At 48.2% G+C, this 26,342-nt stretch carries 29 protein-coding genes; 13 read left to right on the top strand and 16 right to left on the bottom strand.

Annotated elements, in window-relative coordinates; all coding sequences use genetic code 11:
• Positions 1 to 2: 2 nt before the first annotated feature.
• Complete coding sequence (gene fmt / locus EQU24_RS18035) at positions 3 to 926, bottom strand: methionyl-tRNA formyltransferase (protein ID WP_017842225.1); 924 nt, start codon at positions 924 to 926, stop codon at positions 3 to 5.
• On the bottom strand, positions 923 to 1,435 hold the full coding sequence (gene def, locus EQU24_RS18030) for a peptide deformylase (protein WP_040575895.1): 513 nt from the start codon (positions 1,433 to 1,435) through the stop codon (positions 923 to 925). Before def ends, fmt begins: the two co-directional genes overlap by 4 nt.
• Positions 1,436 to 1,542: 107 nt before the next feature.
• Here def and EQU24_RS18025 point away from each other — a divergent pair, with 107 nt between their 5' ends.
• The 6 genes from EQU24_RS18025 (at position 1,543) to EQU24_RS17990 (ending at position 8,158) form a co-directional block, all read left to right on the top strand.
• Positions 1,543 to 2,598 carry a LysM peptidoglycan-binding domain-containing protein gene (locus EQU24_RS18025; RefSeq protein ID WP_017842226.1) on the top strand — a complete coding sequence of 352 codons (1,056 nt, stop codon included), beginning with the start codon at positions 1,543 to 1,545 and terminating at the stop codon, positions 2,596 to 2,598.
• Between the two features lie 44 nt (positions 2,599 to 2,642).
• Positions 2,643 to 3,695 carry a DNA-processing protein DprA gene (gene dprA, locus EQU24_RS18020; protein WP_017842227.1) on the top strand — a complete coding sequence of 351 codons (1,053 nt, stop codon included), beginning with the start codon at positions 2,643 to 2,645 and terminating at the stop codon, positions 3,693 to 3,695.
• Positions 3,696 to 3,840: 145 nt separating this feature from the next.
• On the top strand, positions 3,841 to 4,308 hold the full coding sequence (locus EQU24_RS18015; RefSeq protein WP_017842228.1) for a Smg family protein: 468 nt from the start codon (positions 3,841 to 3,843) through the stop codon (positions 4,306 to 4,308).
• An 18-nt stretch (positions 4,309 to 4,326) separates the two neighbouring features.
• Positions 4,327 to 6,642, top strand: coding sequence for a type I DNA topoisomerase (topA, locus tag EQU24_RS18010; RefSeq protein WP_017842229.1), 2,316 nt, complete (start codon positions 4,327 to 4,329; stop codon positions 6,640 to 6,642).
• A gap of 432 nt (positions 6,643 to 7,074) precedes the next feature.
• On the top strand, positions 7,075 to 7,416 hold the full coding sequence (locus EQU24_RS18000; RefSeq protein WP_026130337.1) for a zinc ribbon domain-containing protein YjdM: 342 nt from the start codon (positions 7,075 to 7,077) through the stop codon (positions 7,414 to 7,416).
• A gap of 466 nt (positions 7,417 to 7,882) precedes the next feature.
• Positions 7,883 to 8,158, top strand: coding sequence for a hypothetical protein (locus EQU24_RS17990; protein WP_017842232.1), 276 nt, complete (start codon positions 7,883 to 7,885; stop codon positions 8,156 to 8,158).
• Positions 8,159 to 8,845: 687 nt separating this feature from the next.
• Here EQU24_RS17990 and EQU24_RS17985 read toward each other — a convergent pair.
• From EQU24_RS17985 to EQU24_RS17970, 3 genes are all read right to left on the bottom strand, one after another.
• Complete coding sequence (locus tag EQU24_RS17985; protein ID WP_083877797.1) at positions 8,846 to 9,067, bottom strand: type II toxin-antitoxin system HicA family toxin; 222 nt, start codon at positions 9,065 to 9,067, stop codon at positions 8,846 to 8,848.
• Positions 9,060 to 9,266 (bottom strand): hypothetical protein, encoded by a 207-nt coding sequence (locus EQU24_RS17980; protein ID WP_017842233.1) that lies wholly within the window; start codon positions 9,264 to 9,266, stop codon positions 9,060 to 9,062. Before EQU24_RS17980 ends, EQU24_RS17985 begins: the two co-directional genes overlap by 8 nt.
• Positions 9,267 to 9,754: 488 nt before the next feature.
• Positions 9,755 to 10,363, bottom strand: coding sequence for a hypothetical protein (locus tag EQU24_RS17970; protein ID WP_138767211.1), 609 nt, complete (start codon positions 10,361 to 10,363; stop codon positions 9,755 to 9,757).
• A 58-nt stretch (positions 10,364 to 10,421) separates the two neighbouring features.
• Between EQU24_RS17970 and EQU24_RS17965 the strand changes: the two genes are divergently transcribed.
• Positions 10,422 to 10,628, top strand: coding sequence for a phage integrase N-terminal SAM-like domain-containing protein (locus EQU24_RS17965; RefSeq protein WP_017842236.1), 207 nt, complete (start codon positions 10,422 to 10,424; stop codon positions 10,626 to 10,628).
• A 192-nt stretch (positions 10,629 to 10,820) separates the two neighbouring features.
• On the opposite strand, the gene purM is transcribed toward EQU24_RS17965, so the two are convergent.
• Positions 10,821 to 11,864, bottom strand: a complete 1,044-nt coding sequence (purM, locus tag EQU24_RS17960; RefSeq protein ID WP_017842237.1) for a phosphoribosylformylglycinamidine cyclo-ligase — start codon at positions 11,862 to 11,864, stop codon at positions 10,821 to 10,823.
• A 74-nt stretch (positions 11,865 to 11,938) separates the two neighbouring features.
• Between purM and EQU24_RS17955 the strand changes: the two genes are divergently transcribed.
• On the top strand, positions 11,939 to 13,015 hold the full coding sequence (locus EQU24_RS17955; protein WP_017842238.1) for a DUF2066 domain-containing protein: 1,077 nt from the start codon (positions 11,939 to 11,941) through the stop codon (positions 13,013 to 13,015).
• Positions 13,016 to 13,125: 110 nt separating this feature from the next.
• Positions 13,126 to 13,650, top strand: coding sequence for a hypothetical protein (locus tag EQU24_RS17950; RefSeq protein ID WP_017842239.1), 525 nt, complete (start codon positions 13,126 to 13,128; stop codon positions 13,648 to 13,650).
• A 20-nt stretch (positions 13,651 to 13,670) separates the two neighbouring features.
• On the opposite strand, the gene EQU24_RS17945 is transcribed toward EQU24_RS17950, so the two are convergent.
• From EQU24_RS17945 to speA, 8 genes are all read right to left on the bottom strand, one after another.
• Positions 13,671 to 14,144 (bottom strand): nucleoside deaminase, encoded by a 474-nt coding sequence (locus tag EQU24_RS17945; RefSeq protein ID WP_017842240.1) that lies wholly within the window; start codon positions 14,142 to 14,144, stop codon positions 13,671 to 13,673.
• Positions 14,141 to 15,205: a homoserine O-succinyltransferase MetA gene (metA, locus tag EQU24_RS17940; protein ID WP_017842241.1), complete on the bottom strand. Its 1,065-nt coding sequence runs from the start codon at positions 15,203 to 15,205 to the stop codon at positions 14,141 to 14,143. The genes EQU24_RS17945 and metA overlap by 4 nt, the downstream gene beginning before the upstream one ends.
• 15 nt (positions 15,206 to 15,220) lie before the next feature.
• Positions 15,221 to 16,069 (bottom strand): hypothetical protein, encoded by an 849-nt coding sequence (locus EQU24_RS17935; protein ID WP_017842242.1) that lies wholly within the window; start codon positions 16,067 to 16,069, stop codon positions 15,221 to 15,223.
• Between the two features lie 14 nt (positions 16,070 to 16,083).
• A complete protein-coding gene (locus EQU24_RS17930) occupies positions 16,084 to 16,380 on the bottom strand; it encodes a DUF6763 family protein (protein WP_017842243.1) in 297 nt (98 codons plus the stop codon).
• 338 nt (positions 16,381 to 16,718) lie between these two features.
• Positions 16,719 to 17,585 carry an NAD(P)-dependent oxidoreductase gene (locus tag EQU24_RS17925; RefSeq protein WP_017842244.1) on the bottom strand — a complete coding sequence of 289 codons (867 nt, stop codon included), beginning with the start codon at positions 17,583 to 17,585 and terminating at the stop codon, positions 16,719 to 16,721.
• A 1-nt stretch (position 17,586) separates the two neighbouring features.
• Positions 17,587 to 17,901, bottom strand: a complete 315-nt coding sequence (locus tag EQU24_RS17920; protein ID WP_017842245.1) for a type II toxin-antitoxin system RelE/ParE family toxin — start codon at positions 17,899 to 17,901, stop codon at positions 17,587 to 17,589.
• On the bottom strand, positions 17,889 to 18,074 hold the full coding sequence (locus EQU24_RS17915) for a hypothetical protein (protein ID WP_017842246.1): 186 nt from the start codon (positions 18,072 to 18,074) through the stop codon (positions 17,889 to 17,891). The genes EQU24_RS17920 and EQU24_RS17915 overlap by 13 nt, the downstream gene beginning before the upstream one ends.
• Before the next feature lie 30 nt (positions 18,075 to 18,104).
• Positions 18,105 to 19,940: a biosynthetic arginine decarboxylase gene (speA, locus tag EQU24_RS17910; protein WP_017842247.1), complete on the bottom strand. Its 1,836-nt coding sequence runs from the start codon at positions 19,938 to 19,940 to the stop codon at positions 18,105 to 18,107.
• 490 nt (positions 19,941 to 20,430) lie between these two features.
• On the opposite strand from speA, the gene EQU24_RS23335 reads away from it, so the two are divergent.
• The 4 genes from EQU24_RS23335 (at position 20,431) to EQU24_RS17890 (ending at position 22,234) form a co-directional block, all read left to right on the top strand.
• Positions 20,431 to 20,553 carry a hypothetical protein gene (locus EQU24_RS23335; RefSeq protein WP_017842248.1) on the top strand — a complete coding sequence of 41 codons (123 nt, stop codon included), beginning with the start codon at positions 20,431 to 20,433 and terminating at the stop codon, positions 20,551 to 20,553.
• A gap of 104 nt (positions 20,554 to 20,657) precedes the next feature.
• Entirely contained in the window at positions 20,658 to 21,506 is an 849-nt protein-coding gene (gene speE, locus EQU24_RS17900) for a polyamine aminopropyltransferase (RefSeq protein ID WP_017842249.1), read from the top strand.
• Positions 21,507 to 21,665: 159 nt separating this feature from the next.
• Positions 21,666 to 21,917, top strand: a complete 252-nt coding sequence (locus tag EQU24_RS17895; protein ID WP_341867668.1) for a type II toxin-antitoxin system CcdA family antitoxin — start codon at positions 21,666 to 21,668, stop codon at positions 21,915 to 21,917.
• Positions 21,917 to 22,234: a CcdB family protein gene (locus EQU24_RS17890; RefSeq protein WP_017842251.1), complete on the top strand. Its 318-nt coding sequence runs from the start codon at positions 21,917 to 21,919 to the stop codon at positions 22,232 to 22,234. The genes EQU24_RS17895 and EQU24_RS17890 overlap by 1 nt, the downstream gene beginning before the upstream one ends.
• 292 nt (positions 22,235 to 22,526) lie before the next feature.
• Here the strand turns inward: EQU24_RS17890 and EQU24_RS17885 are convergent, their stop codons facing one another.
• Both EQU24_RS17885 and htpG read right to left on the bottom strand, forming a co-directional pair.
• Positions 22,527 to 23,852: an IS110 family RNA-guided transposase gene (locus tag EQU24_RS17885; protein ID WP_017840197.1), complete on the bottom strand. Its 1,326-nt coding sequence runs from the start codon at positions 23,850 to 23,852 to the stop codon at positions 22,527 to 22,529.
• Between the two features lie 515 nt (positions 23,853 to 24,367).
• Complete coding sequence (htpG, locus tag EQU24_RS17880) at positions 24,368 to 26,287, bottom strand: molecular chaperone HtpG (RefSeq protein WP_017842253.1); 1,920 nt, start codon at positions 26,285 to 26,287, stop codon at positions 24,368 to 24,370.
• Between the last annotated feature and the right edge of the window lie 55 nt (positions 26,288 to 26,342).

The following is a 26,342-nucleotide window of genomic DNA, read 5'->3' as shown; positions in this document are numbered from 1 at the left end:
GATTAACCCAGGCTTTGCGCAGTCACATCATGCGCATTCATAAAGGCGGAGGCGGATATACGTTTGCCGCCGGGCAGTTGGACTTCAAGCAGGCGCAGTAAACCGTCGCCGGTGGCGACTTCAAGGTGTTTGCCGTTTTTGAGCAGCGTACCGGGTTCCTCATCGGTTTGACCGCTGAGCGGTTCGGCTAACCAAATGCGTAAAATTTGATCTTTATAACGCGTTTGCGCTACCGGCCACGGATTGAAGCCTCTGATTTTTAAATCCAATTGTTCGGCAGATTCGTTCCAGTTTAGATTCGCTTCGCTTTTTTCGAGCTTTGCGGCATAAGTGACTTGGCTTTCATTCTGTATTTCCGGATGTAGCGTATTATCTTCAATATTCGGTAATACCTTGCTCATGCCAAGCGCGCCTAGTTTGGCCAGGTTGTTATGCAGATCTCCCGCCGTGTCTTTGGGGGTAATACTGTATTCTTCTTTATGTAGCATGTCGCCGGCATCCAATTTGAGGGCCATGCGCATAATCGTGACGCCGGTTTTTTCGTCGCCGGCGATCAAGGCTCTTTGAATCGGTGCCGCGCCGCGCCAGCGCGGTAGTAATGAAGCATGTACGTTGATGCAGCCGAATGTCGGCAAGTCAAGAACTCGCTGCGGCAGAAGCATGCCGTAGGCGACCACGATCAGCAAATCCGGTTCGAACGCCGCCAGTTGTTGAAAGTGATGATCGGGTTTAAGAGATTCCGGTTGTAAAACCGGAATTCCGGATTGCATGGCCAGTTCCTTGACAGGGCTGGGTTTCAATTGCCGTCCGCGCCCTGCGGGGCGGTCGGGTTGAGTATAAACCGCGCAAATTTGATGGCTCGAGGCAATCAACATGCGTAGCGTAGGCACGGCAAATTCAGGGGTGCCGGCGAAAACGATTTTCATGAGGCTTTTTGTTCCAATCGATGAATTTTATTCAGTTTCTTTTTAATCATTTGGCGTTTCAGCGGCGAAATATAATCGACGAACAACTTGCCTTCTAAGTGATCCATTTCGTGTTGCACACAGACAGCCAACAGATCCTCAGCCTCGAATTCAAATGATTCGCCGTCGCGATTGAGAGCGCGTACTTTGATGTGTTCGGCGCGTTTGACTGTTTCGAAAAAACCTGGGACTGACAAACAGCCTTCTTCGGTTTCTTCGATGCCGTCTTTGGCAAGGATTTCAGGATTGATTAGACACAGCGGAGATTTCTTCTCTTCACTGACGTCAATGACAATGACTCGCTTGTGAACGTTGACTTGAGTTGCGGCCAAGCCGACGCCGCGAGCTTCGTACATGGTTTCGAACATATCGTCGACGAGTTTCCTGATATCGGCATCGACCGTTTCGACCGGGGCCGCCTTTTTACGCAAGCGCTCATCAGGGAACTCGAGTATAGTTAGAATGCTCAACAATTTCTCCACTATCATATTACAATTCTGGAATTTTATATGAATTCATCTAAACTTTGAATTCAGACAGCATAATATTACCGGATCTATCGTCTCAGGAACTCTCTATGGCTTTTCGACAAATTTTTGGATTGATCGTTTCGTTAGCAGTCAGCGTACTCGGTTGGGCGCAGGAAATAGAGGTCAATCCTTCTCACCCGGATCAATATACCGTAGTTAAGGGCGATACGTTATGGGATATTTCGGGAAGATTTTTGCGTAAACCTCATCAATGGCCTTTAATTTGGGAAGGTAATCCGCAAATCGATAATCCGCATTTAATTTATCCGGGCGATACCATTTATTTTTCCGAAGTCGGTGGTAAGCCTCGCTTAAGTTTGTCGCCGTCAGGATTTACCGGCGATTTAGGTTCGTCAAGAGAAGTCAAGCTCTATCCTCGTATTCGTGAAATGGACCTCATTGATGCGATCGAGTTAATTCCTTCCGAAAAAATCGCCAAATATTTGGCCTCGCCACGCGTGGTTGGGCAGGATGATTTGGAAAACTCGCCTTATGTCATCGACTTTGCAGGCGAGCACCTAATTGCCGGTCCCGGCAATCGTGTTTATGTTCGTGCGATCGAAAAGCCGGAAAGCTTGACCTATACGATTTATCGGAAGGGCGATACTTTCGTCAGTGCCGAGACCAAAGAAATTCTGGGTTATGAAGCGAAGTTTGTTGCAAATACGACGCTACAAGCGCCCGGCGATCCTGCAACGCTGCTCGTTACGCGTTCGACCAGCGAGATTCGCATGGGCGACAGACTTATGCCGCACCAAGAAGGCGATTTTACCCTGCATTACTTTCCTAAGCCGCCGGAAACTGAAATACAAGGTAGTATTATTAGTGTGCTGGATGGCGTTACTCAAATTGGGCGCTATAATGTCGTCGCCATCGATAAGGGTGCGTCGGATGGTCTGAAAGTCGGGCATGTGCTCGATATTTACAAAAAAGGGAAGTCCGTTCGAGATCCTTTTAGTAAAATAAGGAACGATACGATTCAATTACCCAATGAGTTGGCCGGAACCTTGATGGTTTTCCGAACCTTCGATCGGATTAGTTATGCGCTGGTAATGGACGCACACCAAGCGATTCACGTACTTGATAAAGTTCAAACCCCCTGAAAAATTTTCAAATTTCCTCCGATATCAAATACTGGCTTGCCTTATTGCGCACGCCGGGTTTCGGCTGTCGGTCGTTTCTTAAAACGCTCGACAGTCATACTCCTCAGCAATTGTTTTCCGAGTCAAGCAGTGGATTGGCCGCTCTCGGGCTAAAGGATTCGGTCGTTCAAGCGATTCGCAATCCCGATTGGACAGCGGTAGAACAAGATTTGCATTGGTTGGAGCAGCCTGGGCATTTGGCCGTGACTTTAGCCGATCCTTGTTATCCGATGCAGCTAAAGGAAATCGCCGATCCGCCGCCATTATTGTTTATTAGAGGAAATCCGGATATTTTGGCGCTTCCGCAAATCGCTATCGTTGGTAGCCGAAATCCTTCCCATTTAGGTGTCGAGACCGCTACTGAATTTGCTAAAGCCTTGGCAAGAGAAGGCTTTGTGATCACCAGCGGATTGGCTTTAGGTATTGATGCCGCCGGGCACAAAGGCGCCTTACAAGTTCAAGGGTACACGATTGCCGTAGCGGGAACCGGGTTGGATCGGGTGTATCCTGCGCGCCATAGAACATTGGCGACCGAAATTGTCAATCATGGTGCAATGATTTCAGAATTTCCTCCCGGAACTGGGGCGAAAGCCGATCATTTTCCTAGACGTAACCGAATTATCAGCGGTTTGTGTATCGGACTACTGGTGGTTGAGGCAGCCAAACAAAGCGGTTCTTTGATTACTGCGCGCATGGCTTTGGAGCAGAACCGCGAAGTGTTCGCGATTCCGGGGTCGATTCATAACCCCTTGGCAAGAGGATGTAATGCTTTGATTCGTGAGGGCGCTAAACTCGTTGAAACCGCGCGCGATATTCTTGAAGAATTAAGTCAGTATAATCAACAGGATGATGATATTTTTACGGAATTGAGACAAACAACGCTTGACCTTGAGCAACAAACATTATTGAATCTAATTATGTTCAGCCCCACTTCCATTGATAGTTTAGTGGAAAATACCGGATTACCGGTTGAAGTCATTTCGTCGATGTTGTTGGTTTTGGAGCTGCAGGGTTACGTAGAATCCGTTTCGGGAGGCTGTTATACCCGAATTAAATAAACGCTGTATGAAGGCGCAGTACAGGGAGTGCTGCCGTTTTTAGCCGATACCGGCTGCGAAAACGGAGGAATCGGATCGATTCCAAAAAGGAATCTCTCACGGAGAGAAGGGTTCCGTATAGAAACTTTTTTAAAGAAGACCCGCTATGAAAGAAAATATTTTTGATGTAATTATGTATCTGTTTGAAAACTATATGGAAGATGAGATTGATATCCTGCCGGATAACGAGTTGATAAAAACAGAGCTGGAAGAAGCGGGATTCGATCAAATCGAAGTGGTCAAGGCTTTTGATTGGCTCGAATCGCTGAGCCTGCAAGGGCAGATTACCCCGACGGTGCCGACCGCGTTTCGTATTTTTTCCAGTCAGGAACAAGATAAACTGGATTTGGAATGCCGTAATTTTCTGATGTTCATTGAACACAGCGGCATCCTATCGCATGCCAACCGGGAAATCGTAATCGATCGTGCGATGGCGTTGGAAAATGAAGAAATTTCATTGGAAAAATTGAAATGGATCGTACTGATGGTGTTGCTCAGTCAGCCCGACGAAGAAATCGCATTCTCAAGAATGGAGGACATTGTCTATGATCTCATCCCGGCTTACTTACACTAATCGTATTTTCCTATCTGAATGAGTAATAACCTCGTTATTGTAGAATCGCCTGCAAAAGCTAAAACCATTGAAAAATATCTCGGCAAGGACTTTCACGTACTAGCTTCTTACGGCCATGTTCGAGACCTGATCCCGAAAGAAGGCGCGGTCGATCCCGAACATGACTTCGCGATGAAATATGAAATCATCGATCGGAATCAGCGCCATGTTCAAGCGATAACAAAAGCCATAAAGCAAGCTCAAGCGCTTTATCTAGCAACCGACCCGGACAGGGAAGGTGAGGCGATCTCCTGGCATTTATACGAATTGCTCAAGGAAAAAAAACTGCTCAAGGATAAACCGGTTCATCGCGTCGTCTTTCATGAGATCACAAAAAAAGCGGTCACCGAGGCGATTGCGCATCCGGCCGAACTGTCGATCGATTTAATTAATGCGCAGCAGGCTCGTCGCGCCCTGGATTACTTGGTAGGATTTAATCTATCGCCGCTTTTGTGGAAAAAAATCCGACGAGGGCTTTCGGCGGGACGCGTGCAAAGCCCCGCGTTGCGCTTGATCGTCGAGCGCGAACTGGAAATCGAAGCGTTCAAGAGCCGGGAATACTGGTCGATCGACGCCGATTTGAGCGCGGATGAACAAGCCTTTAAGGCCAAGTTGACGCAATTCGACGGTGAAAAAGTCGAGCAGTTCACGATCGACAACGAGGAGCGTGCGCTACAGGTCAAGCAAACTTTACTCGATGCTGCCGACGGCAAATTGTTGGTCGCGAAGGTCGAAAAAAAGCAGCGTAAACGTAATCCTGCGCCGCCGTTCATTACTTCGACGTTACAACAAGAAGCCGCGCGTAAACTCGGATTTACGACCAAGCGCACGATGATGGTCGCGCAGCAGTTATACGAAGGCATCGATATCGGCGGCGAGACGGTCGGTTTGATTACTTACATGCGTACCGATTCGGTTAATCTCGCAGCTGAGGCGATCGCCGAAATGCGCGAACTGATCGCCGAAAAATACGGTGCTAAAAATGTGCCGAAGAGCCCGCGCGAGTTCAAGACTAAATCGAAAAACGCTCAAGAAGCGCACGAAGCGATACGTCCGACTTCGGCAAGACGGATTCCGGCCGAGCTGCAAAAATTTTTAAGCCCCGAACAATTCAAGCTTTACGATTTGATTTGGAAACGCACGATCTCGAGCCAAATGATTCATGCGACGATTAACACCGTTGCAGTCGATCTGCATTGTGGCAATGAACGGAATGTGTTTCGGGCAACCGGTTCTACGATCGCCGATCCGGGCTTCATGGCCGTGTACCTGGAAGGCAAGGACGACACTGCCGAAGGCGACGACAAGGAGAATTTTTTACCGTCTCTCGAAGAAGGGCGCCCGGTCCCGCTCAATGATATTATCGCCGGCCAGCATTTTACCGAACCGCCGCCGCGCTACAGCGAGGCCAGTTTGGTCAAGGCGCTCGAAGAATACGGCATTGGCCGACCTTCAACTTATGCATCGATTATCTCGACATTACAAAACCGTGATTATGTCACTTTGGAAAGCAAGCGGTTTTATCCGACTGATGTTGGTCGCATCGTCAATAAGTTTTTGACTGAGCATTTTAATAAATACGTCGATTATGATTTCACCGCGAACCTCGAAGATGAGCTCGATGCGGTGTCACGCGGTGAAAAAGACTGGATTCCATTGATGCGCTCTTTTTGGGTGCCTTTCAATACGCTGATTCATGAAAAAGAAGAAAGCGTGCAGCGCAAGGATGTCACGCAAGAGGCGATTGATGAAAAATGTCCGGAATGCGGCAGCCCTTTGTCGATAAGGCTGGGGCGGAATGGGCGCTTTATTGGTTGTACCAATTACCCGGAATGTTCCTATACGCGCAATTTGAACGAAGACGCCAGTAAATCGTCCGAACCGGAAGTCGTCGAAGGCAGAGTTTGTCCGAAGTGCGAATCGCCGTTGGTGATTAAAACCGGACGTTACGGCAAGTTCATCGGGTGTAGCGGCTATCCTAAATGCAAACACATCGAGCCGCTCGAAAAGCCGGTCGATACCGGTGTCGAGTGCCCGCAATGCAAAAAAGGCAATCTGCTCAAGCGTAAATCCAGAAACGGCAAGATTTTTTATTCCTGTTCAGAGTATCCGAAATGCAGCTATGCAATATGGAATGCCCCGGTTCAGGAAAGTTGCCCGGAATGCAATTGGCCTATTTTGACCCTAAAATCCACCAAGCGCCGGGGTGCCGAAAAAGTGTGCCCGCAAAAGGAATGTAGCTATGCTACGCCATATGAAGGCGATCCCGATGATGTTTTAGGGCCTAAGGGATAGTGCCGCAAAGCATTTCTCGATTACGGATTTGTGTTATACCCATCGTAGATCAAAATTCGGCGCCGAGGTGACCGTCAAAGGACGCCGTGAAAACGTCCATGTAGGCTCTATGCCAGCATCCATGCTGGCAAAGCCTTTGCCGATTACCCCGGCGCTTCCATAGGCTAATGCCGAAATTTGAAGTGTGAAAGGTATAATTCGTGATCGTATTTTCTCATCCCTAATCAGTCCGGGTACTTTCATAGTCCTAAGTGATGAGAGTATCTTCATGATCATTAGGTATGTGGTATGTTTGGCGAAGATGTCGGTAAACATACCCCTGACCTTTTGATTATTATCAAAAAGAAAGCAGCCCGAAGATTAAGGCAAAAAGTATCGAGTTCTTTTTCAACAGACTGCTAGCCAAATTAAACGAACAAATACAATACCAAGATGAGCGAATTACCTAATTGTCCGCAGTGCAACTCTGAATACACTTATATCGATGGAGGCATGTACATTTGTCCGGAGTGCGGGCATGAATGGTCGCAAGACTCGGAGGGCGGCATCGGAAATGAAGGCAGGATGATTAAAGACGCCAACGGCAATGTATTGCAGGATGGCGATACGATTACGGTGATCAAGGATCTCAAGGTAAAAGGCTCGTCCCTTGTCGTTAAAGTCGGCACAAAGGTCAAAAATATCCGGTTGGTCGAAGGCGATCACGATATCGATTGTAAAATCGACGGCATCGGCGCGATGAAATTGAAATCGGAATTTGTAAAAAAGGTTTGATCGAGCTCATGAATCGAAGGTCGGATTAGCGTAAGTCGACATCCTCGCCAAGCACGTTCCTCTCCTCCAGGAAATTAGACGCTTTTTCGATCAGATTAGGAGTAGTTGGTTATGTTTGAATCACGGCTTAAAGCCGCATAATGTAAAGCTAATCGGGCGACCTGGAAAGATTGCAAAAGGCGACAATGGGCTAAATTTTCAGTATGAAGCACTTTGTTTGGAATTTCGAAAAGAACGCTCAGCTGATTGCAGAGCGGGGAATGTCATCCGAACGAGTCGTTCATCAAGGGTGTTTTGGATGTGATCAAACATCCGAACCCTTCAAAATACCCTAACCAGCGCATGTTCATCATAAATATTGAAAATTACGCATATTTGATTCCATTCGTTGAAGATGAAAAACAGATATTTTTGAAAACCATAATCCCAAGTCGTAAAGCTACAAAACAGTATCTTGAGGTGAATAATGGCTAGCAAACTCGATCAAGAAGAGAAAGATCTGCTTGAATCATATGAAAATGATGAATGGGTTTCAGTTATGAATCCATCAGATATTGCAGAATATACAGCAGCAGCAAAAAACACATTCAGAAAAGACAAGCGTGTAAATATACGAATGACGGAAATGGATCTTGAGCTTTTACAAGAAAGGGCATTAATTGAGGGATTGCCTTATCAAGTTCTTGTGTCAAGTATTCTACACAAATATGTAACCGGTCGTTTGGTTGAAAAAGGTGCATAACAAAAGCGTAAACTCGACCGGCGCGCCTTTCGCTACGCTACAGACAAGCCGCATTGGTCACCTGTATTTCTTTGATATTCAAAAAGTCCTCAAGCCCCCCACCAGTATTGTTTGGAAAACGGGGATCAAGTTTTTGATTTATGGATTTTATCGATTTCACTCGCGTTAGAAAATTACGATCCTATAAAGCGCTTATTTTCTTCAGGTTAAAACCGCTATGGAAAAGAGGGCGGATTACTTTTTACGGTTAATGGTAGCCGATAAGAAAAGTAACCAAGCGTCCTTTTCACTATAGAGAGTAGCAAATGTATAAATGTATAGTGAAATAATCGGAAAAGGGTGGGGTAAATGTCAATTGTAAGGCTTGACCCCCATCGTTCTCACTCCCTGGAAAAAATTCAGGGACTCTGTCAGATTTATTGGTACAAATAAAGTCTGAAAAAGTGGCTCAAAATTGTTGGCCATTTCTGGCTCAGTTTAATTGGCCATTAACACAGAAAAGACAAAAGGTATTTTTAAAGGTATTATTAGGGTCTAGATTCATAGCATAACCCCTGCTAAAAACCAGCAAATCGCCGAACACTTCGGGTTACACTTTACTACAGTAGGGCGAATTATCAGAGGTGTAAATTAGACGCTTCTTTTATAGACCTGACCCCGTTCTGCAGCCTCGGCTGGACCGCATGGTTAAGCATGTAGTGACTCAACGAATTCATCTACGGAAATATCAGCCTGTTTTAGAACTCCGCTCAATGTGCCAGTTTTTAGTTCGGCGTGATTTGGCACGACGCAACCCGAGGAACCGCGCCGCATCACGATATGGCTACCACGCTGCCGTGCAACCACGAATCCCAACCGTTGCAAAGCCCTTACAACCTCCGTTCCCGACACGACCGGCAATTTAGGCATGTTCCGGTACTTGAAATGAGGTCAGCAAAGGGCGTCCCTCGACGATAAGAGGAAATTCTTCAAGATAAAGCTCGGTTGCCTCACGCAAATTGGTCAATGCTTCCTCAACGGTTTCCCCTTGTGTAGTTGTGCCGGTTTCCGGATTGAAGGCGATATACCCCCCTTCGGGGGTTGGCGTTAAAACTGCTGAGAGTTCCATAGATTTTCTCCGTTAATGATGCGGGGGGATTAAAGAGCTTAAAGGCAAGAAAAACTTACCTCAATGGCCAAGGTGAATTCGATTATAAATAACTGACGCTATTTTGCTCAATTTTTATATACTTACGCTTTTCAAATTCATGGATAATTGCGTCGATGTCCGCCTCTGAAATGCCACCCTGAAATTGAAACATTGACTTAATTGAATTGGCTAACGCCTTTTTCTTGCTCGGTCGCAATTCAAAAAGCCTTTCAACAACGTATCCGATGGTGTCAATTTCGTCGAACGCCTGTGTTTTAAGATTTTGGAACTCTTAGCAGTAACTTATGATTTTGATCGATTTTGCGGGTTTGCATTCTCTTCTTCCTTTCTTGTCGCCTGTATTAACAATTGAGCAAGGCATAGTTTATCCCTATAACTAAGCTTTTCGCATGCAACAGCTACATCGTATGGCATTTAATTTCTGTTCCCTTATTTGAAGCTCCGTGTTAGCCACCTTTTTTCCAGGCCCAATAATCAAACTCCAATTTTGTGCCGCCAGCGGCCTCACAAAATGCTGCGATCATATATTGGCAATAATGGTAAGTGTTCTCGTTATGAATGTCGCCCATACGCGGTTTGCTGATTGGAAGACAATATCCGTAGCATGCGTTGATCTTTGATATAGTTTGAGAGTCAAGTGCACATGACGCATACTTATTCAATAGCGAAGCGAATTCTCCATTCTGAATTCGATAGCGACTTAACCATTTAATATATAGATCAACAAGTTTATAGCAGTGCGCGATGGATAATTTTCCGCCTTGATCTTTTTTCCATTTCGCATTTAGTGATTTGCACAAGCCTCTATGCCAGCATTGGAATCCAGGCTCAGTAGCGATTTCTTTTAATGGCGTGGCTGTTATGATGGAATCCGTTTTTTTCTTCGCCCATGCCTTGTATATCTCTCCGGGCGGCTCACTCCAGCTCCGATATGCCCTAAAGGTATTACCAGATACTCCGTACAAAGGCGACATTCCGGTGATATCCTCCGTTCCGAGCGCGGCGCGAGTTTTTCTTGCTGATTTGGAAAACTGAGCAAGTAGTGTTTCGCTCATATATTGCCGCATGCTACTTATCTCCATTGGTTAACTGTAATTAGGCATCCTAAAATTATTGGATCAAGTACGGGCTAAGATTCGCTTGAAGCATTACAGCATTCGTACTGAGCAGGCTTATACGGAGTGGATTAAACGCTATATTTTGCATTTTGGCAAGCGCCATCCGCGTGGCTTGGGCGCTAGCGAGGTGGAGCAGTTTTTGACGCATTTGGCGGTCAACGGCAAAGTGGCGGCTTCCAAAAAAACGGGGTTAAGTCTTTGATTTATGGCTTTTGCCGATTTCTTTCGCGTTAGAGAAATGTAATCCAAAAAACCGCCTGTTTCCTTCAGGTCAAAACCTCTAACGCCGGACGGGTTTTGCAACGCCGTCCGTGCTATTGTTTCACTTTTTAAATCGATATCTCTTTGGATACCGAGCGCTAATCTCGGCTCGGGAGTCCATTGCCGCTTTCGTTTAAGAGTATTCAACCTTCGGCTTGCCTTCCGATGATTCGCATGTTCCTATCGAAAACGCTGTTTCGCCGGCTTCCGTCAAAATTCGCAGCGTTGCCGCTTCGTCTTCTTCGGCGACGCAAACGATCATGCCGATGCCGCAATTGAAAGTGGTCAGCATGTCGGCACCGGAAACGTTACCTTGTTGTTGCAGCCAGTCGAAAACTTCCGGGCGTTTCCACGATCCTAATTGGATGTGTGCGGCTGTGTCTTCCGGTAGCACGCGCGGCAGATTTTCGGTGATGCCGCCGCCGGTGATGTGTGCCAGCGCATGAACCGGCACCGATTCGAGCAGTTTCAACAGCGGTTTGACGTAGATGCGGGTCGGTTCCAACAGCGCTTCACCGAGCGTTTTGCCGTGGAAAGGTTCCGATAGCGGCGTGTTGCCGTGCGCTAAAATTTTGCGTATCAGCGAATAGCCGTTCGAATGGGGGCCGCTTGATGCGATGCCGATCAGCTTGTCTCCGGCTTTGACCTTGCTGCCGTCGATGATGTTGCTTTTTTCGACGATGCCGACGCAAAATCCGGCTAAATCGTATTCGCCGTCTGCGTACATGCCGGGCATTTCGGCCGTTTCGCCGCCGACCAACGCGGCTCCGGCCAATTCGCAGCCTTTACCTATACCTTCGACGACTGCGGCTGCCGTGTCGACATCGAGTTTCCCGGTGGCGAAATAATCGAGAAAGAATAAAGGTTCCGCGCCTTGAACAATGATATCGTTGACGCACATCGCGACTAAGTCGATGCCGACCGTGTTATGAATGCCGAGATCGATCGCCAGTTTGAGCTTAGTGCCCACTCCATCGGTCCCGGAAACCAGTATCGGTTGTCGGTAGCGGTCGAGAGGGAGTTCGAACATCGATCCGAAACCGCCGAGTCCTGCTAACACTCCAGGTGTGCGGGTTTTGGCTGCGATCGGTTTGATCCGTTCGACCAATGCATTGCCGGCTTCGATATCCACGCCGGCACTCTTATAATTCAAGCCGTCTTGATTTTGTGCGCTCAATGTGATGTTCTCTATAAAGTAAAAATGTTAATGACCGATATTGTACAAGACATCTTCGGATTTGTGTGAGGGATATGAAGTCACTATTTAGGGTTCTTGCGGTTATCGTTTATTTGTGCGGTTCGAGTGGCTGGGCCGCCGAAGTCAAAGGCTTGTTCGAAACGGAGGTCATTGCGAAAAGCCAGCGGCCGGAAGATATTGAGGTCGCGATCAAGGAGGCGATGACCATTGTCTTGCAACGGGTATTATCCGGCAGCGATGTTCTCGATGACCCCGTTGCCAAGACGGCTTTGGCCCAGGCGCGTTTTTACGTCAAGCAGCACCAATATTCTTTGGTTGAGAAAACGAGCGATGCATCCGGGCAGGCACGAGTCATGAGGGTTTTGTTTGACGAGACGCGGCTATTGAATTTGCTCAGTACCGGGCGATTGGGGATTTGGAGCGAGATTAGGCCGGAAACATTGCTTTGGTTGGTCGTCGACGAACAAGGCAAGCGGCGTTTTTTTAAACCCGAATTGATGCCGTCTTTGGAGCATGCTATCAGCCGTGCCGCGAAACAGCAGGGATTGCCGCTGATTTTTCCTTTGCTTGATCTTGAAGAGCGCGCCCAAATTGCCGTGCATGATGTTCTGAGCGCTTATCCTGAGCAGCTATTGGATATTTCCGGGCGCTACGATGTGGTGTCGATACTGGCGGGCAGGGTGGCCCGGCAAGCCGATTGTTGGCAGGCGGATTGGGCTTTTTATTTCGACGGAGGCGTGCAACAGTGGTCAAATTCTTGCGGCACATTGCATGAAGCGTTGTTGAGCGGTATGCGGGGCGTTTATACGCGCTTGTCTCATTATTATGGCGTTAAGCCGGATATACTTGAGCGAGGCATGATGATGCTCAATATTGCCGGGATTGCCGGTATGAACGATATTACTCGAGTTACACGTCATATAGAATCCCTGCCGATGGTTAAATCGGTGGCTTGGCTCAGTGTTAGAGATGGCTTTAATCGCTATAGAATCAATTATGAAGGTGATTTCAGCGTGTTTCGGCATGCGCTCGGTTCCGGTGGCGTCTTAGAACCGATGGGGTCAGTTGGGGTGGGGTCTGGTGAATTAAGTTCCGACGAATTGAGTTTTAGACTGCTTCCCATGCGTTAAAGCCGTGATATATTCTTGAGAGTTGAATTCAATTTAAAAACTATTTAAGGTTAAGCAAGGATAAAGCTTTTGGATTCGCCAATTACAATAACTATAAATGTGAGAAGGTTATGACGACAAAGAAATTATTGAAAGTTACTATTTTTACGATCGCCGCATCACTGACTAATGGGGCTTTTGCTTACACTGACGATAATGACAAGCCAATTTGCAAAACACCAAAATTTAGGGACTTTAATCTGCCGGTTTATAGTGCGGAAAATAAAACCGAGGTCGCGCCCGAATCCGAGTTGGTGTTTACGATTTCCAATTGGATAGCGCCTGACACTATTCGAGTAACGGCAAAAGATATTCCACTGGAGTTGGATGTCGAAAATAAAAACAGTTTTTTTAGAGTCAGTGCAAAATTACCGGCTTCATTGAACGGAAAATTCGCCCGAATCAACGCAAGAGCCGATGCCGTTCTTGGCTGCAAAGGCGCGGAAGGATGGTTGATTAAGATTGCCGATAGTCCTCAAATTTTGGCCTCCGAGCCCGAAGAAGCCGACGAAAATGTTGGTAAGGCTACCGGGCAAGCCGTCGACAAAGTTGAAGAAGAGAAAGCCGAGGTGGTAATCGAGAAAGCGGGCGAGTAACCCTCAGGTCGTTGCGTTGGCTAATAAAGGATCTTATCGGGTTTAGCGTTCCATAGTTCAAAAGGCTTGAGATCGTTGCCTTGTTTGAGGTTTAGCATGGCGATGCTTCTTTCGTCCGGCGGTAGCGGAATTTCATCATAAATGAAGCTGTCGTCGAATCCGGCCGCTGCCGCGTCTTCTCGGCTACAGGCGTAATAAACCTTGTCGAGTCGGGCCCAATAGATCGCTCCCAGGCACATTGGACACGGTTCGCAGCTGGTGTACAAGGTACAGCCTGTCAACTGATAGTCGTTCAAGGTTTGGCAGGCCATGCGAATGGCCATGACTTCGGCATGAGCCGTCGGGTCGAGTCGGCCGGTGACTTGGTTGCCGCTGGCGGCAATAATTTTACCTTCTTTGACGATCAATGCGCCGTAAGGGCCGCCTTGTCCGGATTCGACGTTTTCGGCAGCGAGATCGATCGCTTGTTGTAAATAGTCCGAGTGCGTGTTCATAAACCTAAAGGGTTGTTGGGATCGATGCCCGGCATAAACGGAATACGCCGGTCCTGATCGGTGATCTGATAAATTTTTCCGAGCCAGTTGTTAAAGACCGCTCGAGCCGTATCCCGCCAAGTATTGTCGATGTAATCCAGTACGGCGGCTTCCGGAAAAGGTTCGATCGGTTTATTGCCGCGCCGCGCCGCTATGACGTGGTCTCGGTAGTCCATGAAAATATGCTGGACTTTGGGGCTGAAATAATGCTCCGGAAAAGGCGGATAGTCGTCTATTTGACCGTAATAATAACGCGTCACTTCGCGCTTGTATTCTTTCAACAGGCTGATGTCGTCGTACTCCGGGTGGCCTTGGAAGAATACGATTCGGAAACCGTCCGGGCTAACCGCCAGATGTACGCCTGCTTCCTTGCTCGCGACCAATACTTTCAAGCCTTTTTGTTCGATGTCTTCGCGAAAGATTTCGTTAAAGCGCGAATGCGGGACATCGAAGCGGGTATTGATTTCCGAGACTAAGGGATGCTTGCGATCCAAGACTTTATGCGGAAACACGCCCCAGCGTTTGGCGGGCAAACGGGTTCTTTCAATACCGTAGCAAAACTGTATGACGGCGTGCGTTGCCAGGCACGAACATAAAATGGACGGAACGTTCTGTTTTGCCCATAAGAACACTTCGGTCAACGGTTGCCAAAAATCTTCCTGGTCTAGTTTCGGTTGCGTGACATTGGCGCCGCTGATGATCAAGGCGTCCAGTCCGTCGCGCTTGATGGTTTCGAACGATTCGTAATAACGCTCTATGTGTGCTTTTGCTTCCGGGCCTCGGGGTAATCCGTCGACGGTAAACGGGTGGACATGAAACTGCGTGATTTGGTTACATGCGCCGACCAGTCGGAAAAATTGGCGTTCGGTGGCTTCAAGCGCGGCATCCGGCATCATATTCAGCAAACCGATATGCATTTCTCGAATATCTTGGTGACGGGCGCGCTCCGGGTTTAAAATTTCTTCGCCTTCTTCACGCAGACGCTGGAATGTCGGTAAATCGGTGTGTGCGACTAAGGGCATTAATCCTAACCTTATTTAAGCCTGTTGTTCGGCGATCGCATCCGCGATCAGGCGAATGAAATCGTCTTCGTTATTGACTTGTGCGGCATCGTTGGCGTCGATAGTGTAGCCGTACTGCCGGGCTATCGCTTCATAACGAGGTAAGCGCGACTTGAATAATTCCGGGAAGACCCAGGTGACGAATTCGTCGGGCGGAATCATTTCCGGGGCCGAATAGTTTTGTTTGGTCATAAATTCGGCCAATTTTTCATCCAAAAAGGCTTCACGGTAATAAAGCGGTTTCGGGTCGGTTTTGGCACGCTCGATAATAGTTTTTTCGAGATCCGGCGGAATCTTGATATAGAGAATTAGCGTGTGCCTAGCGAGCGTTTCCAGTACCGCCTGGTCGTCCAGTTCGCATACGCTGCCGCCTGCATCGTTAATGAAGTGTTTGTATCCGTAGATGTCCTCGGATTTTTTTATGAAATCGGGAACATCGAGCATTGCAGCGATTTCGGCTTCATGATGCAATTTTTGGCGTCGTTTGAATTCTTTTAATGACAATCCGCCCAGTTCGGGGTTACCGATTTTACCGAGAAAACTCGATACCGGAGTCAGGTTATCGACGGTAACGTTGTTGCATATATAGATAGAGTCGGATAGCAGTAACTCTCGCAAAAATGGCACGTCCATCGCTCGGCGCTTGATGTTGTCCAGGATCGGTTCATCCAGATACTTGGTGCCGATCCGGTAATCGCCGGAGTAATGAAACCATTTTTGTTTAGGTAGCTTATTGGCCAGCGTGGTTTTACCCGCGCCCGACATGGCCATTAGTGTAATGCTTTTGGATTCCCAATCCAGGAATTCCGGTGCACTCATTTTCATGCGAAGTGTTTCCGTTAATCGATGTAATCGTCAAAGTTTAAATCGTCCATGTTGCGCCGATGTTCGTCCGGATCGCTATAACCGAGATCTTCGTCGTCCAGTTCGAACGGTGCGCTCCAATCCTCGGGTTCCTCAATATAATCGAAGGTTGAATTATACCAACTGTCGTTGTCGTATTCGCCAATCTCTCCGTTCAAATATTGTACTTCGATTGAATCGTCGCTTTCATCGATCGTAATGACTTTGAACGTTAAATTATTCTCGACATCTTTGTACCATCTGTCGATGACGGGGTCTGCTATTGTAGTCATGTTAAGATCCTCATATAAGTTAGAGTATTCCGTATAAATCATCATAACCTGATTGACAGAATGTTATCGGCTGGTTGTTTAACCGGCAAGCGTTCGCAAGCCGACCGATTGTGAAATATATTGCTCGCTCCTACCATCCAAACTAGCTGAAATTACCAGTAAAGAAAAGAAGTTTTTTAACGGTCGTGGCGAATTAATAAATTCATGGTTTTGTGAGTAGTAGCGATGTATTTTTTGGTGTGGAGGTTTGCTGAAGACGGCTTTATTTGGTCGGTTGGCAACGGTAGTTTGTGGATGAATTACAGAGCTTTGGTTTTACCCGCTGGGCTGATCAGGTCTCAGCTTAATTTACGAGGCTTTTTCAAGCGGTACAATGCCGAAATGTCCTCGTTACCGAAGCCTTGATCCATTAACTGTGCGTAATTGAGCAATGTCATTTCGGCCAGTGGAATAGGCGTGTCGGCGTTTTCGGCCATTGCGCGGCAGATTTCCAAATCCTTGTGATGTAATGCCAATTTGAAGCCCGGTGCGAACGTACCCTGCATCATTGTCGGTCCTCTATGTTCGAGAAACCAATTGCCGGCTGCGCCCCCCGAGACGACTTCGATGACTTTGTCCATCGGCAGGCCTTGCGCTTCGCCGAATGCGAGCGCTTCGGTCACGGCTTGGTTGATGCCGGCGGCCATAATTTGATTGACCGCCTTCGTGGCCTGACCGCTACCGACCGGTCCCATGTGCAGAATGCGCGTTGCCATCGAGGCAAGTATCGGCCGGATTTTTTCTAAAGTTTCGCTACTCCCGCCTACCATCATCGCCAAGGTGCCTTTTTTCGCGCCTTCGACGCCGCCCGAGACCGGAGCATCTAGGAATTGCACTTGCTTTTCGGAGAGTATTTCGGCGGCTTTTTTTGCTGTCGAGCTGCTGATCGTCGACATGTCGACGACGATCGCGCCCGGTTTAATCGTCTGCGCGACGGCATCAACCATTTCTAGCACGTCTTCGTCGCGTGAGACGCAAATCAAAATGACCTCGCACGCGGCGGCGAGTTCGGACGGTGTGTCGAATACAGCGACATCGAGTTCGTTGGCCAACGCTTGCGTTTTATCGGCAGTGCGGTTATAGACGCCGGTCAAAAAGCCTGCCTTCGCGAGATTTCTCGCCATGCCAGCGCCCATGGCGCCGAGTCCGATGAGTCCTGTTTTCATCTTAATTATCCCGATCGAATTTTGTGAAATAGTTGTCGATATCGAGAGCGCCATGAAACACGCCCAAAATTTCGATTCGTGTCGTTGATTTCAGTAAGTAAGCGATTCGATAATGTCCGTAAAGCAATACTCTGATATCGCCTTCGTTTTCGGATCGATATTGATAGCCGATTTCAGGAAAGTCCTTGAGCAATTGAACCTTGTTGTAAATACCAGAAACAACTTTGCGGGCAGCGGTAGGGCTATCTTCTGAAATGTAAGTGAAGATTTCTTGAAGCCAACGCAAGGCCTCTTCGGTCCATACTATTTCCACCATGAATGAATGCGTGCTTTTAGCTCTTCGTCTTTGATAATGCGTCCTAGACGAGAGTCTTCCATGCCACGCTCAATCATGCGTTCAAAGGCTAGTTCCCGCATAATTTCATCATAGCTGGCATCGTCCGGTTGCGATTCGATCACTTCGACGATTTTCTCTTTAACATTAGACATGACAGGATCCTGGTATTTATGAAATTAGAATTATTTTTCTAAATAAGTATAAGCCCGAAGTCCCGCTTCGAGTTCTTTTTCATATTCGTAGCGCTCCAATTCGCCGATACCGCTTTGCGTTAGCTTGTTACGATAGGCTTCTTTTAATTCTTCAGGATTGATATGGACATAATCCAATAAATCGGAGACATGCTCGCCTTCCTGTAAGTCGGAAAAATGGTAGCCGTCGGCGTCGAGTTCGATATTGATCGAATGCGTGTCGCCGAAGAGATTGTGCATGTCGCCGAGAATTTCCTGATAGGCCCCGACCATGAAAAATCCGATCAGATAAGGTTCGTTCAAGTCGATTTTATGCAGCGGCATCGTGTTTTCGATATTCGGTCCGTCGACATAATGATCGATGCGTCCGTCCGAATCGCAGGTCAAATCTTGCAGCACCGCGCGCCGGGAAGGGCACTCGTCGAGCCGGTGAATCGGCATGATAGGAAAAATCTGATCGATGCCCCAGATGTCCGGCAACGATTGAAACAGCGAAAAATTGCAAAATACCTTGTCGGCCAACTTTTCGTTTAGTTCCTGCAAGATCGCCGCTTCGCTGTGGTTGTTGGGATTCAGATGCGCCTTGATTTGCCGAAACAGTTGTACGTATTCGCTTTCGGCTTCGGCGAGTTCGACAAGTCCGTGTTTGCCTTGCACGAAGGCATTTCTCGCTTCGTTCAGATTAAATTGGGCGTCGTGATATTGTTCGGCGATGTTGTGCGATGAGAATGGCGAGTCGCATTTGTCGAGTTCGGTATCGAGCGATTCGATATCGGTGACGTTGCTGATCAAGACCGCATGATGCGCGGTCAGTGCGCGTCCCGATTCGGTGATGATGTGCGGGTGTAGCAGGCCGTGCTCGGCGCAGCTTTCGGCGAAGCTGCGCACGATGTTTTGCGCGTATTCGTCGACGCTGTAATTGATCGAGCAGTCGCGGCGCGAACGGCTGCCGTCGTAATCGACGCCGAGACCGCCGCCGGCATCGACGGTATCGATTTTGGCGCCGAGCTTGTGCAATTCGGCATAGAACTGTCCGGCTTCTTTTAGCGCGGTCTTAATGTCGTGAATGTTTGCGATCTGCGAACCCATGTGAAAATGCATTAATTTCAAGGTGTCCAGCAGACCTTTGTTGCCGAGCCGTTCGACCAATTGCAGCACTTCGCCGGCATGGAAACCGAACTTGGACTTCTCACCGCCGCTGTTTTGCCATTTGCCGGTACTAATGCTCGATAGCCGTACGCGCACGCCGAGCAGGGGCTTGATGCCAAGTTTTTGCGATTCATCGAGTATCAATTCCAGCTCGGAAGGCTTTTCGATCACGATGTAGACCGTAAGGCCCATGCGCAAACCGATCAGCGCGAGACGGATGTAAGCTCTGTCCTTATAGCCGTTGCAGACGATCAGGCCGGGCGATAAGGCCAGGATCGCCAGCAGTTCCGGTTTGCTGCCGGCTTCGAGACCGACCTGTTTGCCGGCCACGATGCCTTCGATCACTTTACGCTGCTGGTTGACCTTGATCGGGTAGACCGGCGTGTAAGTGCCTCGGTAATCGTTCGTAGCGCAGGCTTTGCCGAACGCGTCATGCAATTGTTTGACGCGATTTTTCAGGATGTCGGTAAAACGCACCAGCACCGGCAGCGACAGGTTTTTATCTTTCAAGGTCTGCGCGATTTCGTACAAGTCCAGTTCGGCGTTCTTGTCGGGATCCGGCTTGACCGAGACCCGGCCGGCCGCGTTGATCGAAAAAAAACCGTCGCCCCAGTTGGCGATGCCGTAAGTTTGCGCCGATTGTTCGATGGTCCAGGATGGTTCAGGCTTGAATTGCACTCGGGTTTTCCTTGGTTTGAAATGTAGGATGGGCTTAATTTTGTAAATATTCAGTTCCCCTCTTTGAAAAAGACGACATGGATGCAGGGCAGAAAAATGCTCCTGCATTTTCTGCATTCATGACATCCTTGTCACTCAGCAGTTGTCGAGGGGTTCGGGAAGATTATATAAATAAATCCCCCTCAATCCCCCTTTTTCAAAGGGGGAGGACAAGCTCCGACTCGTTCTAAGGATATGGCCGGTAATGACTTCCTCAAGTACGCGGATGAATTTCCGGTGTAGTTTAGGTGCGAATAAATTCGCCCCTACAAGAGACTTTCGCAAATCGGGAAGTAAATTTTGGCGAAATCCTAAATACAGGCGATTGAACAATTATAGCAATTCCCAGTTTGAGCAGTTTCGCCGATTTTAGGGTGTGGGGTATGCCTGTCGAGGAACGCCGTAAACCCATGGGGGCTTGGCGGCAGCTCGAACGCCAAGGATGGCGTGAATGCAGGTTTTGCAGGAGCAAAAATCTGCAAGCGCCAAGGATGGCGTGAATGCAGGTTTTGCAGGAGCAAAAATCTGCCCTGCTGCCGACATCCTCGCCAAGCATACCCCACACCCTTTTTGATCTCCAAATTGGGAATTGCTGGAACAATTAGTAATTTTTCAATACGGCAGAGATTTCTAATATAATGGCCCCATTTTAAACCTTTCCAACAGGATTACCCAACAATGAACCCAACTGAATGGTTTACCGAACAAGCTCCCGGCGCTGGCTCGGCTTTCTCGCTGAAAATCAAACGTAAATTGCATGAAGAGCAGTCCGATTTTCAATTCCTCGAGATCTATGAAACCGAGGATTTCGGTAATCTGATGGTGATCGACGGCTGTACGATGGTCTCGACCCGCGATAACTTTTTCTATCACGAAATGATGAGCCACCCGGTGTTGTTTACGCACCCGAATCCGAAACGGGTTTGGATCATCGGCGGCGGCGACTGCGGTACGTTGAAAGAAGTCTTGAAGCATCCGGGCGTCGAACAGGTCGTGCAGATCGATATCGACGAACGCGTGACGCGTTTAGCCGAAATTTATTTTCCTGAATTGTGCGAGTCGAACGGCGATCCCCGCGCCGAGCTGAAATTTATCGACGGCATAAAATGGGTCAAAGATGCCGCGCCCGGTTCGGTCGACATCATCATCGTCGACAGCACCGATCCGGTAGGACCGGCCGAAGGCTTGTTCGGCGAAGCGTTTTACCGCGATTGTTTGAATTGCCTGTCCGAAAACGGCATGGTCATACAACAATCCGAGTCTGCCCTTTATCATTTAAATCTGATGCAAGCGATGCGAGGTGCCATGAGCGCAGCCGGTTTCGAGCATTTGCAAACGCTGTTTTTCCCGCAATGCATTTACCCGTCCGGCTGGTGGAGCGCGACAATCGCCGGCAAGAAAACATTGGACGGTTTCAGGCAGGAGGATTCGGCGAATAAACCGTTTGCGACCGAATATTACAATGTCGATATCCACCGCGCGGCATTGGCGCAGCCGGAGTTCGTTAAACGGGCGTTCGGCGGTTGATGCATGGCAAGGCGGGCAATGCAGTTGTCCGTCTTCAATATTAACAATGAATACGAACAAAAATCGCGGTGCCGGTTGCCTAACTTATTCCCTTTCGTTATGTGTCTTGCGTCTCATAACTAATGTGCATATTATATGCGCATTAGTTATCGATGAGATATGCGCATGCCCCAGGTCTTTGACACTCACGCCCCAAAAAAACCAACAAACGTCAGTATCAACAGTGATTTACTTGTTAAAGCGAAAGAACTAAAGATCAATTTGTCGGCAACCTTGGAAACAGCTTTAACCGAATTAGTAAACGCTCGGCAACGAGAACTTTGGCTGTGTGAAAACAAGATTGCCATCGAAGCATACAATCAATTGGTAGAGGATCATGGAAACTTTAGCGACGATTTGAGGAGTTTTTAGTGGCTCAGTTCAGGGCTTACGAGAATTCAAACAAAGCAACTATGAAAGCCTACCCTTACCTTTTGGATATCCAATCCAACTTACTTGACGAGTTACGGACCACAGTCGTCATTCCGCTTTGCCCTACTAACCTTGCAGGTAAAGCTGCAATTACAAAGCTATGTCCAATCTTAAAAATTGATGACAGATCTTTTATTGTGCTCACCCAGCAAATTGCCGGCATAGATCGAAAATATCTTGGTAAAGAAATTTGCGACCTTTCGCAGTATCGCTCTGAAATTATTGCCGCATTGGACTTCATCATTTCCGGCATTTAACGGCATAAAAGCCCAGGCGGTAGCCGGCACTAAATACTTTGCTGGAACAATGCGCGCCGGATTTGATTTGATCGGTGGTTCAAAAAAGCTATGTATCTTAAAAAGAGCAGTTGAGAGTCTCAAACTACCGTTCGCCCTGAGCCCGTCGAAGGGTCAACGGTAGTTTGAGGCTTCACCACGACGGTGAAAGTGTTGTATACCCTTCATGCTTCGACTTAGCTCTCAAGAAACAGCTAATTTAGTTATTCTTAATCAATAGGTTACAGGATAAATAAAATCATTAAATAGGCCTTCAAACAGCTTGAGGCACGAGGTCAAATCCGAGTGTTTTCGCCTTTAGTTGAAGATACTTAAGGGTACGGTCATGGAATTTCGCTTCATATTCAGCTTGTGATTGCTGAACATACTCGGTGCCCTTCGTTAACATGGCATAGATTAATCGGGCTAATTTATGCGCTGTGGCGGTGATAGCTTTTCCTTTACCCAAGCGAGCCGCCGTTTTTCGGTAATAGGCGCCTAATCCGCATTGGCTGCGATGCAATCCTTGCGCCGCTAACTTAAGCGCACGCGCCACCCGGTTAGGTATCCGTTTGCTAGCGCCTGAAAGACGTTTGCCGCCTGAGATTCGGGTCCCTGGGCATAATCCCAGCCAGGAACAAAAATGCTTGGCCGTTTTAAACTTGGATAGGTCCGTACCTAACTCCACCAAAACTTTAAGTGCCGTGCAAACATCAATACCACCAATCTGGGTTAAATCAACGCCTGCCCATTCCCTCAAAGCCTCCTGCACATCAAAGCCGGGCGCATTCTTGCCGCCTCGCTTGGTTTTGCCTTTGGCCGTTTGCACGTCTTGACGACGTAATGGAGCAATGAGGGTCTCCAACTTCGCGTCTGCCTCAGCGATTAAGGCTCGATAGGTGTCATAAAGCGATAAGGCTTGCGACAAGCAAAATAAATGCTCTGCTTTCCATGTTCCTTCCAAGCTCTTGGCTATTTCAACTTCACTTGCCTTGATGCGGTAATTTCGATGTTTGGCCAGTTCGATAGGATTTCGCTCCCCGGCGACAATGGCTCGTATGATGTTCAGTCCAGTTTGTCCAGTGATATCCGTGATGACATTGGTTAATTGCAGGTTCATCTGTGTCAGCGCTTTTTGCATGCGTTGTACGCAACGCGCTTGGTCTTGCAGCAACGTGTCGCGCTGGCGCGAGACGGCACGTAACGCGCAAACATCCGCAGGCGGGCGAAATGCCGAACTGAGCAAACCAAAACTCATCAATTGCTGGAGCCACTGACAATCCAGGACATCGGATTTACGGCCCGAGACATTTTTAACGCTACGCGCATTGACCAACATCACCTGAATGCCATGTGCTTCCAAAACCTCGAACACCGGAATCCAATAGACGCCTGTTGATTCAAGCGCGGCTATCGTAATGCCGCAGTCCAGCAACCACAAGGCTAGCGCATTGAGATCTTCGGTATAACAACCAAATTCCCGCACCGACTCTGTCGCGCGATCCGCCGGAACCGCCACAAAGTGGCTGCGGCTACCAATATCAATACCGGCCGCATTGGGATACTGAATATTCAATACTTTGCTGACGCGCATAGCCATGGGCATAAACTCCTGATGAAAGTTCATAAATAGCCTTGCCAGCTGGGGACATCGTCTTGCTCATTCTCTCAAGCGGGATGCAAAAGCTCACCAAAGTCGCCGACGTCACCAAACCACACTCAGACAACGGGCAATTAGCACCAGTGCTTATTCGGTCTTTGCTGGTAAGGTCCATATATAATACACTTTCAACGGTAGCCTTCCCCTGTTTCTTGCTAACGCCATGCGACCGAAGGGCGCTTACTTTGCTCAGCACGAACGGTCTACAACACATGTCAACTGCTCTTTTTAGGATGTATGCGGTAATAGTCGAAAACACCCGTCACTGTCGGAAGCACTTATAAATCCAAAGAGAATAGTAGGATACGCTACGCGTACCTAATGTCGGCACAAGGCAACACATGAGGGCAAGTTAAACTACGGCTGATACTGTCGTGGTACGCACAGCGTACCCTACAGCCTTCTTAACGTGAAGATGCTCAAAAAAAAGGCCGGTTGCCCGGCCTTTTTCTCATTTATTTCAACAATCCCTGCAGCAGTTCGTTCAATTTATGTACGAACGCCGACGGGTCGTCCAGTTGTCCGCCTTCGCTTAGGATCGCCTGGTCGAACAAGATGTTTGTCAGGTCTGCAAAACGTTGGTCGTCTTGTTCCTCTTTCAGGCGAGTGACCAGCGCGTGAGTCGGATTCAGCTCGAAGATCGGTTTGCTGCCCGGCATTTTTTGGCCGGCTTCTTTCATGATCCGCTCCATGTTCAGGCTCATGCCGTAAACATCGCTGACCAGGCATGAAGGGGAGTCGGTCAGGCGGTGCGACAGACGTACTTCGCTGACTTTTTCTTTCAGCACTTCCTTGATTTGATTGACGACCGATTCGAAGTCTTTGTTGACTTCTTCCTGCTGTTTTTTCTCTTCTTCGTCTTCCAGTTTGCCCAGGTCCAGATCGCCTTTCGCGACCGATTGCATATGCTTGCCGTCGAATTCGGTTAGGCTCGAGACCAACCATTCGTCGATACGGTCGGACAGCAGCAGGACTTCGATGCCTTTCTTGCGGAAGATTTCCAGGTGCGGGCTGTTTTTCGCGGCCGCGAAGCTGTCTGCCGTGATGAAATAGATTTTTTCTTGGCCTTCTTTCATGCGGCCGACATAGTCTTCGAGCGAGACGTCCTGTTTTTCGCTGTCGGTGTGGGTTGAAGAAAAACGCAGCAACTTTGCGATGCGGTCTTTGTTACTAAAGTCTTCGATAATGCCTTCTTTAATGACATTGCCGAAATTGGACCAGAAGGTTTCGTATTTTTCGGCTTCGTTTTTAGCCAGGCCTTCGATCAGTCCCAACACTTTTTTGACCGCGCCGGATTTGATTGTGCTGATTTGCTTGCTTTGCTGCAAGATTTCTCGCGAAACGTTCAGCGGCAGCGAATTCGCGTCGATCACGCCACGGATGAAGCGTAGGTAACGCGGCATCAATTGTTCGGCGTCATCGGTGATGAAGACTTTTTTGATATACAGTTTCACGCCATGTTTGGCGTCGCGGTCCCATAAATCGAAAGGCGCACGCGATGGAATATAGAGCAAGAGCGTATATTCGTTCGTACCTTCGACTTTGCTGTGGATATGAGTCAGAGGATCTTGAAAGTCGTGTCCGACATGCTTGTAAAATTCGTTGTAGTCTTCGTCGGAAATATCCTGGCGGGCTTTGGTCCATAAGGCCGACGCGCTGTTGACCGTTTCTTCCTCGATTCTGGCCGGCGCGGTTTCGTTGCCTTCATCGTCGGTTTCGGCCGGAATTTCCTTGTTCATTACGATCGGTAATGAGATGTGGTCGGAATATTTGCGGACGATAGAACGCAGGCGCCAGTCGTCGAGAAACTCGTCCTCGCTTTCTTTCAGATGCAGAACGATTTCTGTGCCGCGTTGCGGTTTGTCGATCGATTCCAGCGTGTATTCGCCTTCTCCGGAGGATTCCCAAAGTACGCCCTCTTCATGAGACGCACCGGCCTTGCGGGTTTTCAACGTGACTTTGTCGGCGACGATGAACGAGGAATAGAAGCCGACGCCGAATTGGCCGATCAGCTCGCTGTCTTTTGCCTGGTCGCCGGTCAGCGCTTCGAAGAATTGTTTGGTACCGGATTTGGCGATTGTACCTATATGTTCTTGAACTTCTTGACGGCTCATGCCGATGCCGTTGTCAATGACGGTGATTGTGCGTTTATCCTTGTCGAATTCGAGCCGAATTTTCAATTCGCTGTCGCCTTCGTAGAGTCCGTCGTTGGATAAGGCTTCAAAACGCAGTTTGTCGGCGGCGTCGGAGGCGTTGGAGATGAGTTCGCGTAAAAATATTTCCTTGTTGCTGTACAAGGAATGAATCATCAGGTGTAGCAAGTGTTTGACTTCGGTTTCAAAGCCTAAGGTTTCTTTTTTTGCTTCAACGGTCATGCTTGAGTGTCCTCTTATCGATTCAAAAGAAATTTGCATTCGATGTGGGGGCGCT

It is taken from the genome of Methylotuvimicrobium buryatense, from assembly GCF_005931095.1.
In the GTDB taxonomy this organism is placed as follows: domain Bacteria; phylum Pseudomonadota; class Gammaproteobacteria; order Methylococcales; family Methylomonadaceae; genus Methylotuvimicrobium; species Methylotuvimicrobium buryatense.
The sequence above is the reverse complement of the archived record's forward strand: the minus strand, read 5'-3'. Positions and strand labels throughout refer to the sequence as shown.

Bases quoted from the DNA above. Each gene is read 5' to 3' on its own strand.
- EQU24_RS17935 (WP_017842242.1), bottom strand. From the start codon at position 16,069: ATGAAAATGAGTGCACCGGAATTCCTGGATTGGGAATCCAAAAGCATT.
- EQU24_RS17955 (WP_017842238.1), top strand. From the start codon at position 11,939: ATGAAGTCACTATTTAGGGTTCTTGCGGTTATCGTTTATTTGTGCGGT.
- EQU24_RS17985 (WP_083877797.1), bottom strand. From the start codon at position 9,067: ATGCCTAAATTGCCGGTCGTGTCGGGAACGGAGGTTGTAAGGGCTTTG.
- EQU24_RS23335 (WP_017842248.1), top strand. From the start codon at position 20,431: ATGCAGGTTTTGCAGGAGCAAAAATCTGCAAGCGCCAAGGATGGCGTG.
- EQU24_RS17945 (WP_017842240.1), bottom strand. From the start codon at position 14,144: ATGAACACGCACTCGGACTATTTACAACAAGCGATCGATCTCGCTGCC.
- EQU24_RS18000 (WP_026130337.1), top strand. From the start codon at position 7,075: ATGAGCGAATTACCTAATTGTCCGCAGTGCAACTCTGAATACACTTAT.
- EQU24_RS17885 (WP_017840197.1), bottom strand. From the start codon at position 23,852: ATGGCTATGCGCGTCAGCAAAGTATTGAATATTCAGTATCCCAATGCG.
- EQU24_RS17980 (WP_017842233.1), bottom strand. From the start codon at position 9,266: ATGGAACTCTCAGCAGTTTTAACGCCAACCCCCGAAGGGGGGTATATC.
- EQU24_RS17970 (WP_138767211.1), bottom strand. From the start codon at position 10,363: ATGAGCGAAACACTACTTGCTCAGTTTTCCAAATCAGCAAGAAAAACT.
- speE (WP_017842249.1), top strand. From the start codon at position 20,658: ATGAACCCAACTGAATGGTTTACCGAACAAGCTCCCGGCGCTGGCTCG.
- htpG (WP_017842253.1), bottom strand. From the start codon at position 26,287: ATGACCGTTGAAGCAAAAAAAGAAACCTTAGGCTTTGAAACCGAAGTC.
- EQU24_RS17930 (WP_017842243.1), bottom strand. From the start codon at position 16,380: ATGACTACAATAGCAGACCCCGTCATCGACAGATGGTACAAAGATGTC.
- EQU24_RS17925 (WP_017842244.1), bottom strand. From the start codon at position 17,585: ATGAAAACAGGACTCATCGGACTCGGCGCCATGGGCGCTGGCATGGCG.
- EQU24_RS17915 (WP_017842246.1), bottom strand. From the start codon at position 18,074: ATGTCTAATGTTAAAGAGAAAATCGTCGAAGTGATCGAATCGCAACCG.
- EQU24_RS18025 (WP_017842226.1), top strand. From the start codon at position 1,543: ATGGCTTTTCGACAAATTTTTGGATTGATCGTTTCGTTAGCAGTCAGC.
- EQU24_RS17990 (WP_017842232.1), top strand. From the start codon at position 7,883: ATGGCTAGCAAACTCGATCAAGAAGAGAAAGATCTGCTTGAATCATAT.
- EQU24_RS17950 (WP_017842239.1), top strand. From the start codon at position 13,126: ATGACGACAAAGAAATTATTGAAAGTTACTATTTTTACGATCGCCGCA.
- EQU24_RS18015 (WP_017842228.1), top strand. From the start codon at position 3,841: ATGAAAGAAAATATTTTTGATGTAATTATGTATCTGTTTGAAAACTAT.
- EQU24_RS17920 (WP_017842245.1), bottom strand. From the start codon at position 17,901: ATGGTGGAAATAGTATGGACCGAAGAGGCCTTGCGTTGGCTTCAAGAA.
- EQU24_RS17895 (WP_341867668.1), top strand. From the start codon at position 21,666: ATGCGCATGCCCCAGGTCTTTGACACTCACGCCCCAAAAAAACCAACA.
- metA (WP_017842241.1), bottom strand. From the start codon at position 15,205: ATGCCCTTAGTCGCACACACCGATTTACCGACATTCCAGCGTCTGCGT.
- topA (WP_017842229.1), top strand. From the start codon at position 4,327: ATGAGTAATAACCTCGTTATTGTAGAATCGCCTGCAAAAGCTAAAACC.
- fmt (WP_017842225.1), bottom strand. From the start codon at position 926: ATGAAAATCGTTTTCGCCGGCACCCCTGAATTTGCCGTGCCTACGCTA.